14 protein-coding genes and 1 pseudogene are annotated in these 15,742 nt (G+C 27.2%); 8 read left to right on the top strand and 7 right to left on the bottom strand.

Annotation, left to right across the window (positions count from 1 at the left end; all coding sequences use genetic code 11):
• Nucleotides 1-2 precede the first annotated feature (2 nt).
• Nucleotides 3-422 (bottom strand): hypothetical protein, encoded by a 420-nt coding sequence (locus IPP08_02070; protein QQS66982.1) that lies wholly within the window; start codon nucleotides 420-422, stop codon nucleotides 3-5.
• 48 nt (nucleotides 423-470) lie between these two features.
• Nucleotides 471-1,559, bottom strand: a complete 1,089-nt coding sequence (locus tag IPP08_02065) for a lytic murein transglycosylase (GenBank protein QQS66981.1) — start codon at nucleotides 1,557-1,559, stop codon at nucleotides 471-473.
• Between the two features lie 240 nt (nucleotides 1,560-1,799).
• Here IPP08_02065 and IPP08_02060 point away from each other — a divergent pair, with 240 nt between their 5' ends.
• Nucleotides 1,800-3,059 carry a hypothetical protein gene (locus tag IPP08_02060; GenBank protein ID QQS66980.1) on the top strand — a complete coding sequence of 420 codons (1,260 nt, stop codon included), beginning with the start codon at nucleotides 1,800-1,802 and terminating at the stop codon, nucleotides 3,057-3,059.
• A gap of 8 nt (nucleotides 3,060-3,067) precedes the next feature.
• Here IPP08_02060 and IPP08_02055 read toward each other — a convergent pair whose 3' ends face one another.
• The 3 genes from IPP08_02055 to IPP08_02045 form a co-directional block, all read right to left on the bottom strand.
• On the bottom strand, nucleotides 3,068-4,036 hold the full coding sequence (locus tag IPP08_02055) for a threonylcarbamoyl-AMP synthase (GenBank protein QQS66979.1): 969 nt from the start codon (nucleotides 4,034-4,036) through the stop codon (nucleotides 3,068-3,070).
• 11 nt (nucleotides 4,037-4,047) lie between these two features.
• Entirely contained in the window at nucleotides 4,048-4,701 is a 654-nt protein-coding gene (locus IPP08_02050; protein ID QQS66978.1) for a chromophore lyase CpcT/CpeT, read from the bottom strand.
• 87 nt (nucleotides 4,702-4,788) lie between these two features.
• On the bottom strand, nucleotides 4,789-5,739 hold the full coding sequence (locus IPP08_02045) for an ROK family protein (GenBank protein QQS66977.1): 951 nt from the start codon (nucleotides 5,737-5,739) through the stop codon (nucleotides 4,789-4,791).
• A 193-nt stretch (nucleotides 5,740-5,932) separates the two neighbouring features.
• Here IPP08_02045 and IPP08_02040 point away from each other — a divergent pair, with 193 nt between their 5' ends.
• From IPP08_02040 to plsY, 3 genes are all read left to right on the top strand, one after another.
• Nucleotides 5,933-6,355 carry a hypothetical protein gene (locus tag IPP08_02040; protein ID QQS66976.1) on the top strand — a complete coding sequence of 141 codons (423 nt, stop codon included), beginning with the start codon at nucleotides 5,933-5,935 and terminating at the stop codon, nucleotides 6,353-6,355.
• A 167-nt stretch (nucleotides 6,356-6,522) separates the two neighbouring features.
• Complete coding sequence (locus IPP08_02035) at nucleotides 6,523-7,299, top strand: J domain-containing protein (protein ID QQS66975.1); 777 nt, start codon at nucleotides 6,523-6,525, stop codon at nucleotides 7,297-7,299.
• A gap of 156 nt (nucleotides 7,300-7,455) precedes the next feature.
• Nucleotides 7,456-8,118: a glycerol-3-phosphate 1-O-acyltransferase PlsY gene (gene plsY, locus IPP08_02030; GenBank protein ID QQS66974.1), complete on the top strand. Its 663-nt coding sequence runs from the start codon at nucleotides 7,456-7,458 to the stop codon at nucleotides 8,116-8,118.
• Nucleotides 8,119-8,206: 88 nt separating this feature from the next.
• Here plsY and IPP08_02025 read toward each other — a convergent pair whose 3' ends face one another.
• Nucleotides 8,207-9,922, bottom strand: coding sequence for a (2Fe-2S)-binding protein (locus IPP08_02025; GenBank protein ID QQS66973.1), 1,716 nt, complete (start codon nucleotides 9,920-9,922; stop codon nucleotides 8,207-8,209).
• A 309-nt stretch (nucleotides 9,923-10,231) separates the two neighbouring features.
• Here IPP08_02025 and IPP08_02020 point away from each other — a divergent pair, with 309 nt between their 5' ends.
• The 4 genes from IPP08_02020 (at nucleotide 10,232) to IPP08_02005 (ending at nucleotide 14,826) form a co-directional block, all read left to right on the top strand.
• Nucleotides 10,232-11,212, top strand: a complete 981-nt coding sequence (locus IPP08_02020) for an MCE family protein (protein QQS66972.1) — start codon at nucleotides 10,232-10,234, stop codon at nucleotides 11,210-11,212.
• 63 nt (nucleotides 11,213-11,275) lie between these two features.
• Nucleotides 11,276-11,668, top strand: a complete 393-nt coding sequence (locus IPP08_02015; protein ID QQS66971.1) for a hypothetical protein — start codon at nucleotides 11,276-11,278, stop codon at nucleotides 11,666-11,668.
• A 174-nt stretch (nucleotides 11,669-11,842) separates the two neighbouring features.
• Nucleotides 11,843-14,167 carry a TonB-dependent receptor gene (locus IPP08_02010; GenBank protein ID QQS66970.1) on the top strand — a complete coding sequence of 775 codons (2,325 nt, stop codon included), beginning with the start codon at nucleotides 11,843-11,845 and terminating at the stop codon, nucleotides 14,165-14,167.
• Between the two features lie 92 nt (nucleotides 14,168-14,259).
• Nucleotides 14,260-14,826 carry a hypothetical protein gene (locus IPP08_02005; GenBank protein QQS66969.1) on the top strand — a complete coding sequence of 189 codons (567 nt, stop codon included), beginning with the start codon at nucleotides 14,260-14,262 and terminating at the stop codon, nucleotides 14,824-14,826.
• A 354-nt stretch (nucleotides 14,827-15,180) separates the two neighbouring features.
• Here the strand turns inward: IPP08_02005 and IPP08_02000 are convergent.
• Nucleotides 15,181-15,377: pseudogene (locus IPP08_02000) on the bottom strand (HAMP domain-containing histidine kinase).
• Nucleotides 15,378-15,742 lie beyond the last annotated feature (365 nt).

The raw sequence follows: 15,742 nt of genomic DNA, 5'->3' as shown, positions 1-15,742 counted from the left end.
AACTAATCCAATGTTATTATTAATTTTTGCAAATCTGAATTATAAATACTATTATATAATTTTAATGGAAATATTCCATTTCCTTTTTTTACAGTTCCATTTAAATTATATTGAGTTCCATCACAAGGGCATGTAATAATGTTATTTATTGGATCAATTGCTTCACAAGGATCTCCACATTTTTTTGAAAGTACAACGAAATTATTTTTAGATAAACAGATTATCAGGACTGGGTATCCATCTTTTCCTTTTATAGTTTTATTTGTAACAGCCCATAATCCAGGAAAATTAATTTGAGAAGTATTAAATTCAAAAGTAAATGGAACTGGATTTAATGGTGGGGAATCTTGACATGAATTAATACAAACAGAAATTGTTGTTATTAAAACTATAACATATATTTTCAAAAAAAAATTAAACATATTAAAATTTAAAAAATATAAAACATTAAATAAGATAAAAACTTTAAATTATTCTGGAATTGTAATAGGTTGTTGAGAAGTTTTATTTCCAGTAACAGCTGGATGATTATTTATAACTTGTGAACTTGAATCAGGAGTAGAATTATCATCTTTTATTGGTAAAATTCGTTCTGCCAAATTGGCTATTGCATTTGAATAATCATAAGAACGATTATAATTCCTTAATGCCCTCCTTACGGCTACCATATTCCCTTCTATATAACCAGATCTGTTTAAATAATTAGCTACACTAAAAATTGCATCTGATGGATTGAATAAATTTACTTTTTTATCACCATTTCCATCACTAGAAAATTTCAAATAAGATGATGGTAAAAATTGAGCCCAACCAAAAGCTCCAGCCCATGAACTTTTAAGTTGTAAAATATCAATAGAGCCATTTTTTTCAATAGTTAATAATGCTTTAATTTCTTCAAAAGCCCAATTTGATTTTGTGATACTTCTTTCTCTAATTTTATTGATTACTTCATGTCTTTCAATAGAATCAACTCCAATTGAATCTAAATACTGATTTGTATTTTTTATACTTTTTAACAAACAAGTTGGATGAGACATCATTGCCATTGAAGCAAAAGAACTTAAAATTGGATAATCTCCAGTTACCTTTCCATGCCTAGTCTCACACCACAACAAAGCAGATATAACTTCAGGATTTACTCCATAGATTCTTTCAGCATTAAGAAGACTTTTACTGTATTTTTCAATAAAATTTTTACAAATTGAATCACTTTCTTCAGTATACATCCAAGAGTAAGAATTATTCTCTTTCAGCACTTTACTTTTATTAAATGAAGTTAAGGCTAATTTTGGAATAAACACAGTACTGTTATCTGCAAATTTCTCTCTAACCCAGCTTTCATCCCATCCTAATGCAACTAATTTGTTAACTAATGGAATAAATCGTAAATTAATTCCATCAGTCCTTTCAATAATAAAAGGTTTTCCTGCTTGAGTTTTTATTTCCTCATATCTTCTGTAATTCGATGCAATCATTTGCGCATTAATTTTATTAATGTCTGCAAATACAATAAATGCAAGTAATGTATTTAAGGTTATATTTATTATTTTATTCTTCAATGATATTAAAATACAACGAATATTTTTTTTATAAATAAATTTTAAAAATTTATTATTTCAATTTATTTCAAATTTATTAGTAGATATTAATTTCAATTTATTATAAAAAAGTTGAAAAAAGTTGAAAAAAGTTTATAAATATTTATTAATTCATTTGTTATCATATCTAAACATTAATTTTGCATTTATAAAAATTGGCTTTATATTTTTCATATCAAATTACAGCATTTAATAATTATCATGTTCGGAAGATATACAGATTCATTTAAAACTACAGAACAGCTCGCTGCCTGGAACACATCGGTTCAAGAATATGATTCTAAAAATTTTTTAAAATCAGTTATTTCATTTTTAGGATATATTCGAGATCCAAAAGAAGATAACGTTAGATGGATTGAAAAAGATGGTGTTCTTGAGTTCACAATTTATCAAGGTACACAGTTAATAAAATGTGTTGTAAATGATAAAGGAATTTCATGTGAATGTAAAATTGCTAAAATTGTAAAACCTAGTGTTTCCGCTATGAGAAGATTACTAGAATTAAATTTTGCTTTAGATTATTCACAGTTTGGCTTTAATGAAGATAATATTATCATTTTAAGATATGATTCTAAAGAGAATAATTCTCACCCAAATAGGTTGTATTATGCATTAAGAGAACTTGCTTTATCTTCTGATAAATATGACGATTCTATCAGTGATGATTTTTCTGCTTTGGAAATGATTGACAATATGAACACAAAACCACTTCCTATTGAACTCAAAGAATTGAAATATGATTTTTTTATTAAACAAATTGAAACTATTGTTTCACAAGTTAATAGTTTAGATTCTGAAAAAGATGCAGGTGCAATTTCTTGGTTGTTGATGAGTTTAGTATATAGACTAGATTATTTAATTTCTCCTCAAGGTGGTACTTGGTTGAATTTACAAAAGATTCAAAATCTATATTACACACAAGAAAATACACCTTTAATTGAAAAAAATTCTATTATAAAAATTGAATTAGAAAAATTGTTGAAATTTAATAAAGAACAATTTTGCAATGATATGTATGATGTTGTTAATACTTTTGCTATAACTAAAAATTCTAATCCTGAGGATATTAAATCTAGTTTATCTGAATCATTAAAAAGCTACTTACATTGGAATAATGAAAAGAGTATTAATATAGCATATTCAGTATTAGAGCATGGTATAGGGTATTCACTTTTTAATTTTTCTTTACCAAAAGTGATGAGAGATTTTTTTAAACTGTTTATGAATGTAATGTATAACGATTACTTTTTATCTTTAAATCAATTAGGGAAATACGTTGAAAATAATGTATATAACTCAAATGAAATTAAAAGTAAAATAAATGCAATTGTTTCAGATAATATAACAGTTTACCCTAAACTAACTTTCAATAATAACAGTCTAAACTGCAATTCTAAAATTGAATTTATTACTACATACTTATCAGAACTAATAAATGTTATTTCAAGTATGAGTAAATAATCCCGTTATTAATTTTCTCTTGAATATCTTCCACCTGCTTTTAAAATTCTATCTAACAACCCAATTGTAATTTCATTTTTTTGGGTGTAGATTATTACTTCATTCATTCTTAAATCGTCTGCTAATCTTAAATATTTGTAAAGTGAAGACTCAGACAAATTAAAGATTGTTTCATTTGGGAATTTGGGTTTGTGTTTATCTGTTGTAATCACAATTCGATTTAATTTTTCTTTAGGAATTTCTTCATCATCAAAAATTAATGAGACCTTCGTTTTAGGTGAATAATGCTTGTACTTCATTCCTGGGGCTTTTGGAAATTTATCACCATTATTTGAAAAAACTACTTTCTCCTGTAAAGTACTTTCAATCTCTTCTAAACTTATTATTCCTGGTCTTAACAACACTAGTTCTTTTGTTGTTGTATCTATTATTGTAGATTCGATTCCCATAGAACATTCTCCTCCATTGAGTATTCCATTTATTCTACCATTTAAATCATTTAACACATGTGATGCATTTGTTGGTGATGGCTTTGTGGAAAGATTTGCTGATGGACCAACTAACGGACCTGAATTTCTCAATAACTCATATGCAACTTTATGATTTGGGATTCTTACCCCGACTGTTGGCAATCCTGCTCTTGCAATTAATGGGATTTTATCATTAGAGTTAATTATAATTGTTAAAGGACCAGGCATGAATTTTTCAGCTAATTTTAATACTCTGGAATTAATTTCTCCTACTAATTCAATATCTTGAAATGAAGCAACATGAACAATTAATGGATTGTCTGAAGGTCTGCCCTTTGCAATAAAAATCTTCTCGATTGATTCTGCATTAAACGCATCTGCGCCTAACCCATAAACTGTCTCAGTTGGGAAAGCCACTAAATCACCATTTCTTAACATTTGAGCCGCTTGAAGAATATCCGTACATTCTTCAAACGACTCTGTTGCATTTAAAAATATTGTTCTCATTAAATAAAAAATTACTTCTGCTGATTTTCATTTTTCATAAATATATATCCACCCTTTACTGCTCCCCACACTTGCTCTCCAGCTGAATTGTAACCTCTATCCCATGTTATCATATCATCTAAACCAATTGAAACTTCAGATTTAGCATACTTTGCTCCTTTAAGTTCACTACTACATTCATTCCCATTTGTGCCTCCAATAAATCTACCATTTTTAAAATCTAAAATAACTTCGCAACCATTTTTACGATCGAGACTTGCAAAAGTTAAATCCTTTTCAAGATCTTTATTCTTCCATAATCCTATAAATTTTTTATCATCTTTTATAGTATATACTTCGCTTATACATTTTGGGAAATTTGGGAATATATGATAAATCCTTTGACGATATGGTTTGTCTTGAGCAGATGCTACAGCTTGTTCAACATATAACCAATGACCACCGGGCTTATCTTCCCAAACTCTTTTTATATGAAGTCTAATATCAAAATAATCAGAATCTGCAATTGATTGTTCTTTTGAAGAATAATCACCGATTAAATATTCTGAAAGAGTATCAGAAATATTTGGGGGCATTTTGGGGATATTGGGGTGTTTAATTCCTGGGGTGCAAGATGGTAGTATGAGAACTAAACTTAATAATGATATAAAGATTTCAGGTTTCAAATTATTTTTGATTTGATTTATTATTAACATTTTAACTCTATTATTTTAAAGTTGATTAATTATATATGTATTTAAATTTTTATAACTTTAACTTAGGATTTTGAAAAGGTTTGCAGCACCAATAACTCCTGAATCTTTAAGATATTTTGCTAATCTTAACTCTGATGTTGGTTGTATAGATTTTAAAAGTCTAGAATTCATTTCTTCATTAGTGCTTGAAATTAAAATATTAGATTCTGAAGTCCCTCCTCCAATTATTGTTAAATGTATATCCAGTAAATTCATTACAGAGGCTATAACCGAACCAAGCATTGCTCCTCTTTTTCTCAAAAATTCTATAGCAAATTTATCATTTTGTTCTGCTGCTTTGTTAATTAATTTTGGTTCCATTTTATTAAATTTAATCATGTCAACTAAAATAGAATCTGGATTATCCTTCAATTCATCAGTTGCTTGATCTGACATAAATTTTTGACCCAAATAAGATTCAATACATCCTCTTGATCCACATTTACATAATAATCCTTTGTAATCTATACTCACATGACCAATCTCACCTGCTCCACCTTTGAAACCACGAAAAATTTTCCCTTTACTTATTATACATCCACCAACTCCAGTTCCTAAAGTTATAAATATCATATCTGAAATATTTTTACCACAATTTAGAAATTCTGAAAGAGCTGCAGTTTTTGCATCATTGTCTATTCTAATTTCAAACTTCTCTCCTATGTTCTTTTTTAAAATCTCATATAGTGGTACTTTGTTCCATCCATTAAAATTTGGTGGGTAACATACCTCATTATTATCATTTATAACTCCTGGAACACCAATACCAATATAATTTATTTCAGGATTTACTTTTGTGAGCTTATCTATTCCCTTAATAATATTTTCTATAACTATAATTGGGCTAATTTCAGATTGAGTTGGTATTGAAAAGTTATATTGAATTTTATTATCTTTCAAATCAACAATTCCAAATTTTATTGTTGTTCCCCCAATATCACATGCGAAGATTAAATTTGAATTTTTCAAAAAATTTAAATTTTAAAATTATAATTTAAAATTTCTAAGTATTAAAAATCTATATATTAGAAATATCGAATAGTCAAAAATATGCATACTATGATTATTCTAGGTAAAATATAATATTAATAATTTTCACTAAATTTGTATAAATTCTAAACAGATTTTTATTTTTTAAAAATTTTTTCAAAACATTATTTTAATGGAATTTTCTGAAGATGTGTTAAATGTTCTTGATTTTTTAGAAAAAAATTCTTCTATGGGCTTACGGAAAAGAAATGATTTAGGTATTTTAATGGAAGTTTCAGCTCATAATAATTTATTTGAAGTTTTTAATAATCTACTTTTTACAGGTAGTGCTTATTGTAAAATTTATAATACATTAAAAAAAGAATCACAAGAATATGAAGGTTACAAATTACTCGAAAAAGAATTCGCATTAACAACTGAGAAAATTCTTGATCTAATAGCAAATATTTTATCAAATACCAACAATGACGAAGTTATTGATGGGTTTCAATCTAGGTATTACCTCACTTCTCATGGAAGTTTGAGAAACATAATTGATATTGCTTACGATTTGAAATTATTAAAGCAGATTCAAAATGATGGAAAAACAACTTAATTTAATTAACCATATTTCATCGAGAATTCAGTTTGTATATTTTTAATAGTTTATTTCATATGTTTCAATTTAATTTTCATAAAATTTAAATAGTTATTTTAAATTTGTTTATCATAATCAAACAGTATTTTTCGTCATTTATTGTAAATTATATTCAATAAATTATTATGCAAGAAAAAGATTTCTATAAAATATTAGATGTTCCTGAAACTGCAACTGAATCTGAGATAAAGAAAAATTACAGATTGATTGCAAAAAAATTTCATCCTGATTTAAATCCTGGTAATAAAGAGTTTGAAGAAAAATTTAAAGCTGCAAGTGAAGCATATGATATACTTGGTGATAAAAAGAAGCGAACTCAATATGATTCTATGAGAAAATTGGGTTACAGAGGAAGTAGCAATATCAATTCTGGTAATTCGAATTTCAATATCGATTACGAAGAATTTATGCGTAGATATGGAAATGCAACACAAAAAGAAAGATTTGATAAAAGTTCTTCTACAAAAAAGAAGACAGAATCAAATTTCTCTTTTGATGATGTAATTTCAAATTTATTCGGAGGGAAAAAAGAAAAAACTGCTCAACAACAGGCGGCTCAACAACATACACTTGAATCTGACGAACCTCAACCAACCTCAGACCCTTTCTTTAAACAAAAAGGATATAACGCTTATGTAGATTTAAAGCTAAATATTGTTCAAGCAATTATTGGAAGTAAAGTAAGTGTAAGAACTCCACAAGGGAAGAAAGTTACCATTTCTATTCAACCTGGAATTGATAATGGAAAAAAGTTAAGAATTCCTAAAATGGGTTTTTCAATCGATAATGGTTCAACTGGTGATTTATTCATAACATTAAACATACAAATGCCAAAAAATTTAACACCTGAGCAAATTGATTCAATCAAATCAATGGCAAAAGTATTAGGTTTAAAATATTAAAAGTAATATTCAGGTTCTTGAAAACAAATATATCATTAAGATAAATATTATTTTTTAATTTATTTCAGATTTCATTAATTAAATTTGCAAAAAATAATATAACTAATCTATTATTTTTTTAATTTCTTAACCTTTCTTTAGAAACCAACAATTTAAATGCAAATTATTTTCATTTCTTTAGTCTCATATTTAATTGGATCTATACCATGGGCTGTTTTGATAGGGAAGGCTTTTTACAAAATAGATGTTAGAACAAAAGGGAGTGGTAATATGGGGAGTACTAATACATTTAGAACTTTTGGTTGGAGGGCGGGATTAGCAGTACAGATACTTGATATATTAAAAGGTGCAGGAGCAGTTTTATTTGCAACTTGGATGTTTAACGGTAACTTACCTTTTCATAATGCTACTCCATTTGATGATTCAACAATCGTTAAAACAATTGCTGGTTGTTGTGCAGTTATAGGTCATGTTTGGACGATATTTGGCGGGTTCAAAGGTGGAAAAGGGATTAATACTGCAGTAGGAATGTTATTATCTATTGCTCCAATAGAATTAGCAGTTGCAGGTGGTATTTTTTTATTAATAGTATTTGCATCTGGTTATGTTTCTCTTGGATCTATTATAGCCGCATTAACTCTTCCAACAACAATGTTTGTTAGATACAATTTCTTTAAAGTTGAAATTCCTAGTTATGGTACAATTGTATTCTTTTTAATTGGTTTAGCATTGTTAATTGTTTTTACTCATAGAACAAATATTTCAAGGCTAATTAAAGGTGATGAGAACAGATTTAATAAACTAAAATTGTTTAAATAGATTCATATTTTATTTTGAAATTTTAAAAGTATTTATATAAAAAAAACAGTTCAATTTATTTACTAATTTGAACTGTTTTTTCTTTTTATTAATGATTATTATTTTGAGGTCTTAAATCATGTGCTACATAAACAGGACCATGTATTTTAGGAGAATTCCCTTCATGAAAATTTATACCCATATATTCATCAAGTTTTTTATAATCCATGAAATTTAAACTAATTATTTTTGTTGAAATTTCTTCGAACACTTCTGATTCTGAAAGATAACTCCACTTTGCTCCAGATGAATTTGCAAATGCTTTCAATATCTCAAATCCAGATTTAACTTGCCTAACTTCTCCTTGAGTCCATCTATCATTATATGATCCAAATTTATCTAATCTTGACTGCTTCATGCCCATTATTCTTAAGTTAGATTCAGTAACTAACACAGGTTCAAAATGCTGAACTAATCCATTAACATTTACAAATGTACCTTCTTTTTCGGCATAAGTAGCCTGAGGAATCAACGTTGTTGCAAATTCAGTTATAGGTCTTGAATTACTCCCACAAACAATAATAGCATCCATTTGTGTTAATGTTTCTGAAAGTTCGAAGTCTTCAGAAATTTTGTTTTCAAATTCAAATAAATGATCATCAATTGTAAGTATAGCCTTAACACTTAACTTAATCAAATCAGCTAATTGATGAGCTGAAATAATTTCAGCTCCACATATTTTTGCTCCATTAGAATTTGGAGTTCTATCAGATGTTTTTAATTTGTTATCTGCAAAATCTTTGTCATTATACTCACAATAATAGACTCTTTTTGCACCAAATTGTTCTTTTGCTAGTTTTACAAAAAGATAATTTTCTTCAATCGTTGCAAATGGTGAAGTAATAAATAAAATATCATTTTTATTTACACTTCTTAACTGAGATATTGCTGAAGTAATTGCTTCTTCAAATTTAGTTTCATTCTTATTAACACAATATTTGAGCAACCTATTATTATTCACATAATCGTATTCTTGTAGTCTGCCAGTATCACACATCCAATATTTGTTTACTTTCATGTTTACTCTTGGTTCTAACCTTAAAATCTCATTATCTCGAACTCCAGCTTGTATATTACACCCTTTTGAACATCCAGGACAAATAGTATCATTAAATGACATATCCCATACTCTTGATTTAAACCTGAAATCTTTTGAGGTTAATGCACCAACTGGACATATATCAATAACATTCATTGAATAACAATTGTCTAGAGAAGTGCCAGGAAAAGTTTCTATTGTTACTTTATCACCTCTGTTTACAAATGTTAAAGCTGGTTGTTCAGCAATTTCATCACTAAACCTAATACATCTTGAACAGGTTATACATCTTTCTGCATCAAAAAGAACTTCAGGACCTAAAGAAACCCTTTTATCTTTATGATTCTTAACTTCTGAAAATCTACTTTCTCCTGTTCCATGATTAAATGCATAATCTTGAAGTTTGCATTGACCTGCTTCATCGCATATTGGACAATCTAGAGGATGGTTTATCAGCAAAAACTCCATTATAACTTCCCTTGCTTTATCTACTCGTTCATTGTTTATATTTATCACCTGACCATCAACTACTTGAGTTGAACATGCAATTACTAGCTTAGGCATTTTTTCAACTTCAACCAGACACATCCTACAATTACCAGAAACTGAAAGCGCTGGATGCCAACAAAAATGTGGTACCATTAATCCATTTTCAGTAGCAACCTCAATTATAGTTTTCCCTGAAGCACACTCAATTAATTTTCCGTCTATTGTTATAGTTGGCACTTTATACTATTTTAGATAATGTTAAAAAAAACTTTTTAGATATAACAAAAATAAGAAATTACCAACTCTTTTTAATAGTTACTTTTAAATATTAAAAAATTTTTAATAGAACTATCTTAAATAATGAGATGTTTTAAGTTAAATATTCTATTTCTTATTAAAATAATTCAATTCAATCAATATTCATTATTTTCTATAATAACATTATATCTATCATCAAAAATATAAACTCAATAATAAATTTATTCACAATTGTATCTTTGTAATAATTATTAAAAAAAAATCCTATAATAAATTCAAGAATTAAAATTGTCTGCAAACAGATCTCAAGAAATAAAAGTTGGTTTGATAACTCTCATAGCATTGCTATCTGTAATTGGTATAATTATTTGGGGCAAGAGTGCTGGGCTTGGAGTAAACAATAAAACTTTATCAATTATTTTACCTAGTTCAAATGGAATTGAAGCTGGTGCTCCTGTAACAGTTTATGGGGTTAGATGTGGATCAGTAATTAGTGTTACCATTTCTGAAAATAAAGTAATTGCAAATGCAGTTATTCAATCATCTATAAAATTATATTCAAATGCAAGAGCTTCTGTACAAATGTTAGAGCTTACTGGTGGTAGAAAAATTGAAATTGAACCTGGTGATTCAGGTAAAGAAGTTAAAGATGATATTTTAATAAAAGGATATTCTCAAGGAGATATTTCTTCTTCAATTTCAAAGGTTGATTTAATAGTTACAGATGCCCAAATAATGATTAAAAAATTAGATACTACAATCTCATCAATTAATGGAATTGTATCTTCACCTGCTTTCAAACAATCTATTACAAATTCTCTTTCAAATACTGAAAAAGCAAGTTTGCAATTAAATGAAGTTATCACTCAAAATAAAGATGCAATCAAAAAGACCTTACTAGATTTGCAAAGTGCGTCTGTTGAGTTGAAAAATACTATAAATGAAATTTCTCCAATTGCAAAAAATTTAATTACAAATGCAAACGGAGCAGTTACTGAAATTTCTGGGAATGTAAAAAGTGTAAGTGCTTCAACTGAAAATACATTGAAATCTGCAAATGAAACAATTTTAAAAATCAATTCTTTAACAGAAAATTTGAATAAAATTACTGAAGGAATTAATAACAAAGACGGAATTATTGGCAGACTAGTATTTGATAAAAAGCTTTCTGATGATATTGATTTAACAATAAAAGAAACTAAAGAACTGGTTACAAAAATTCGTAAATATGGGATTAATACAAATGTTTCTATTGGTCAAAAACCTTGATTAATATTTATATCATAATTTAATTTTATCTATATTTGAATTCGAGTTGTGTTATAAATAATAATGGTTAAAAGAAATAACATATTCAACAGAGTCTCTATTTTCATTCTTCTTTCAGCATACTTAAGTATGTTGTTTGCAGGTGTTTCTCATATTGATTGTAATCATAATTGTAAATCCCATAGTATAGTTTCAGAAATTTCTTCTCAAGGAAATAGTTCTGATAATTTTAATCACCTATTAAAATCCTATACACTTTCAATAGAAGAAAAAGAATCTTTCTGTTTTTTCTGTACTAATGGATCAAACTTTTCTTCAACAATTAATAGTACACTAAATTATTTAAATGTTTGCCTATTCTCATTAAATTTAATAAACTATCACCCAATTATTAAGTCAAGTTCCAATTATGTAATTTCAATTCCAAGAGCTCCACCTACATTTCTATTTTCATAATAATTTTTTACATCAATTTAATTTGTTTCTAATCAAATTCAATATTTGTATTATTGAATAACAAACCAAATTATCTATTTATATCAAGTAATATTTAATTCAATAAAAATTGGATTGATTATTCTATTTGTAGTATTAATATTATCATAAAACCTTAAATCAAATAAATTAACATTGAAATTATTAATTTTATCAATCTCAATTTTCTTTACTGTATGCAGTTTATCATTTTCTCAAAACTCAAATAGTTTTTCTGGAATTGTGTTTGATAAAGAATCAAATAAACCATTAAATGGAGTAGTAATTGAGATTAAGGAATTTAAAATTGGTTCAATATCCAGTTCAGATGGTAGTTTTATCATTAAAAATATTCCTGAAAAATCTTTTATCGTTAGAATAAAATTGATTGGTTATGAAGAACAATTTCTACAAATTTCTGATCATTCTCAAAAAGTGAATGTTAAAATTTATTTGTTATTAAAAAATAATGTTACTGATGAAGTTGTTGTTAAAAGGAAAAAATATGAAGATAATTTAATTTCGAGCAACCAATCCAAATCTGTAATAGATGAAAATGAACTTGATAAACATAGAGGTGAAAATTTTTCTGAATCACTAAAGAATGTAGCTGGAGTTACATTATTACAAACAGGACCATCAATATCAAAACCAGTAATTCGTGGGCTTCATTCACAAAGAGTATTGATACTAAATAATGATACTAGGCAAGAAGGGCAACAATGGGGAAATGAACATGCTCCTGAAATTGATCCTTTTTCTGTTGGAAAAATTGAGGTATTAAAAGGTGCAAAGGGTGTAGAATATGGATCGGATGCAATTGGAGGAGTTATACGAGTTGAAGCACGTGAATTACCTGAGGAAGGAATTAATGGCAAAATACTTTTAAATGGATTTAGTAATAACAAACAATTCTCTGGCTCAACATTTTTAGAAGGAGCAAATTTATTAGCTGATGGCTTTGCATGGCGTGTTCAGGGGAGTGTTAGATATGCTGGTGATGCACAAACTCCAAATTATCTTTTGGCAAATACTGCCTTTAGAGAATCAGATGCATCAATCAATTTATCGTACAAATTTAATAGAACATCTTTTACGTTTCTTGGTAGTCATTTTAATACAAATATTGGTATTTTTTCTGGTTCTCATATATCAAGTTCAAGTGATTTATTGAGGGCTATAAAAAGTGATACTCCATTAGTTAGTAGATCTTTTTCATATGATATTTTACCTCCAGATCAAAAAATTAATCATAATATTTTATCACTTGAATATAAAACATCTACATCTGAATTAGGAACTTTTGACGCAAAATTTAGTTATCAACTCAATCAAAGGCAAGAATTTGATTCACACAAACCATATAGTGATTCATTAGCAAACTTATTGATTGGTAAACCTGCTATTGATATGTCACTTTATACATATACTATTGATGGTACACTTAATCATAATGCGGTTATGGGTGGATCAGGGAAGATTGGATTATCGTTTACTAGGCAGAGTAATGTTTCAGATGGTAAAAGTCAGTTCATTCCAAATTATCGAGTATATTCAGCTGGTTCATTTATCACTGAAGAGTTTTATCCTTCAGATGATTTGATTTTAAATTTTGGTGCTAGGTTTGATTATAGGAATCTTTTTGTTTATCAATTTGAGAATAACAAAATAGTTGAAAAAGAAAGAATTTACTCAACACTTTCATTTGATGTTGGAGAAATTTTGAAGCTTTCAGATAATTTTTCTATCTCATCAAACTTAGGTTCGGCTTGGAGAGCTCCTAGTATTAATGAACTTTTTGCAAATGGCGTTCATCATGGTACAGCTACATTTGAAATTGGTGACACAAACTTAATTGAAGAAAGAAGTTATAGTATTGATGCAACTCTAAGATATAAAACTGAAAAAATTAGAGGAGAACTAAGTAGCTATTTTATGTATTTTCCACATTTCATTCAGCTTTTACCAAAGCCTGAGCCTACATTAACTATTAGAGGTTCTTTCCCAACATTTTACTTTTCTCAAAATAAATCAACTCTAAAAGGGTTAGAAGGATTAGTAGAAATTTTTATAACTGATTGGTTTAAAATTGAATCTTCAGTTACTATTGTTAGGGGCGATAATATTGATAGCAATAAATTTCTATTTCAAATGCCTTCTGATAAATTTAGATTTAGTACTCATTTTCATATTGATGATATGAAATTTTTAAAAGATTCTTTCTTAGAGTTTAATATGAATTCAAGTTTTAAACAAACTAGAGAATTGTTAAATGAAGACTATTTACCTGCTCCTGATGGATATGTTCTATTTGGAATTAATGGTGGAACAACTTCAAACATTTTTTCTAAAGAGTTAGAATTTAATTTTTCAGTAGATAATTTATTCAACATATCTTATAGAGATTACCTTAGTAGATACAGATATTTTGCAGACGATATTGGAAGGAATATCTCTTTTAGAATATCTTTAGCTTTTTAGAATTTCATCTTCAATAGTTATAAACTTTCTTTACTTACTTAACTATTTATTTAAAAAACAAATCAAGTTTTTTATTAATTAACAAATCAAAAATGAAAAAATTATATCCAGTTTATTTAACAGCAATATTGTTATTTTTCACAATCTCTGCTTGTGAAAAATCAGTAGAACCAAAACTAACATCAGATCAAGAGTTAATTACAACAGTCACTCTAAATCTTTATGATTCTGCTAATACTTCGAATAAAATTTCTGTTACTTGGAAAGATTTAGATGGTGAAGGTGGAAAATCTCCTGTTATTGACACATTAAAACTAAAATCTAATGTTACCTATTTGGGTAAAATTGTTTTAAAGGATGATACAAAAATTCCACCTCAAGATATTTCTATTGAGGTTGAGAAGGAGAAAAATCAACATCAATTTTTCTTCAAATCAAATTCTGAATTAAATAATTTGTTGGGAATAATGGTTAATGATTATGATACAAACATTCCACCATTGCCTGTTGGACTTGAATTTAAACTTATTGTTGGTAAAACAAATGAGACTAAGAAAGGATTATTAAATATTTTTTTAAGTCATTACGAAGGAGTTAAAACAGTGGCACCAAGCCCTGAAACAGATGTTAATGTAGATTTTCCAATACAAATTCAATAACGATATTGTTTTACATTGATAATATTGAGTTTTAATAAAGTTAATTTTATTAGCATAACAAGATGGCAATAATTCTCACTAAATTAGTTTAAATGAAAACTTTAAAATCATATAAATATATTGATGAGTTGTTGAATTATTAGATATGGAATCTGAATTCGTCTTGAATTGTTGAAAGACATTTATTAATAATATTCAAAAGGCTATTTAACATTTTTAAAGCAATAGCCTTTTGTTTTTTATGACTTAAAGTTTATGTTTGTCACTCATTTATTTATAATTTTAGTTTATCATATTTTAGTACAATTTACTCAAAGTCGATTTTTTTAGAATACAGATTTAAAAGAGGTTTTATCATATACTGGGCATTGAAATTAAAAAAGTACTCCCAATTGCAAAATCACTTTCAACAGAATTACTACCACCTTGGGCTTCTATAAATTCTTTACTAATGCTTAATCCTAAGCCAGTACCTTCTGTTTTTTTGTTCCTGGAATTCTAAAATATCTGTTAAAAACTTTTGTTATATACTGAGGAGCAATGCCTTGGCCTGGCGAATAACAACATCAATATCATTTCTTTCTAATTGTTTTAAACCTGATTTACAATCGGAAGCTTGAAACACATTAAAACCTTCTAAACTCACAAGTTTTTCAATTAAGTTTCTTAGCTTTTCTTAATCATCAATTATAAGTATGTTGTTATTCATATTTATATATTTTACAGAAACCATATTTTTCAAATTCCATATTCAAGTATATTATAATTTTTTATAGAGTTAAATTTATAAACCCAATTCAGAATATTTTTTTGATTATAATTTTACAATTTCAAATTAGAATTAATATCCATTGTATTTAAAAAAGTATGTTAAATAATTAATATATTAGTTGACTCAATTTGACTAATACAATTC

This window comes from Chlorobiota bacterium (assembly GCA_016700335.1).
In the GTDB taxonomy this organism is placed as follows: domain Bacteria; phylum Bacteroidota; class Ignavibacteria; order OLB7; family OLB7.
Note: the sequence above shows the minus strand (reverse complement) of the source record. Positions and strands in the feature narration are given on the sequence as shown.

Excerpts from the sequence above, each read along its gene's own strand:
- IPP08_02070 (QQS66982.1), bottom strand. The coding sequence starts at position 422 with ATGTTTAATTTTTTTTTGAAAATATATGTTATAGTTTTAATAACAACA.
- IPP08_02040 (QQS66976.1), top strand. The coding sequence starts at position 5,933 with ATGGAATTTTCTGAAGATGTGTTAAATGTTCTTGATTTTTTAGAAAAA.
- IPP08_02005 (QQS66969.1), top strand. The coding sequence starts at position 14,260 with ATGAAAAAATTATATCCAGTTTATTTAACAGCAATATTGTTATTTTTC.
- IPP08_02060 (QQS66980.1), top strand. The coding sequence starts at position 1,800 with ATGTTCGGAAGATATACAGATTCATTTAAAACTACAGAACAGCTCGCT.
- IPP08_02055 (QQS66979.1), bottom strand. The coding sequence starts at position 4,036 with ATGAGAACAATATTTTTAAATGCAACAGAGTCGTTTGAAGAATGTACG.
- IPP08_02015 (QQS66971.1), top strand. The coding sequence starts at position 11,276 with ATGGTTAAAAGAAATAACATATTCAACAGAGTCTCTATTTTCATTCTT.
- IPP08_02035 (QQS66975.1), top strand. The coding sequence starts at position 6,523 with ATGCAAGAAAAAGATTTCTATAAAATATTAGATGTTCCTGAAACTGCA.
- plsY (QQS66974.1), top strand. The coding sequence starts at position 7,456 with ATGCAAATTATTTTCATTTCTTTAGTCTCATATTTAATTGGATCTATA.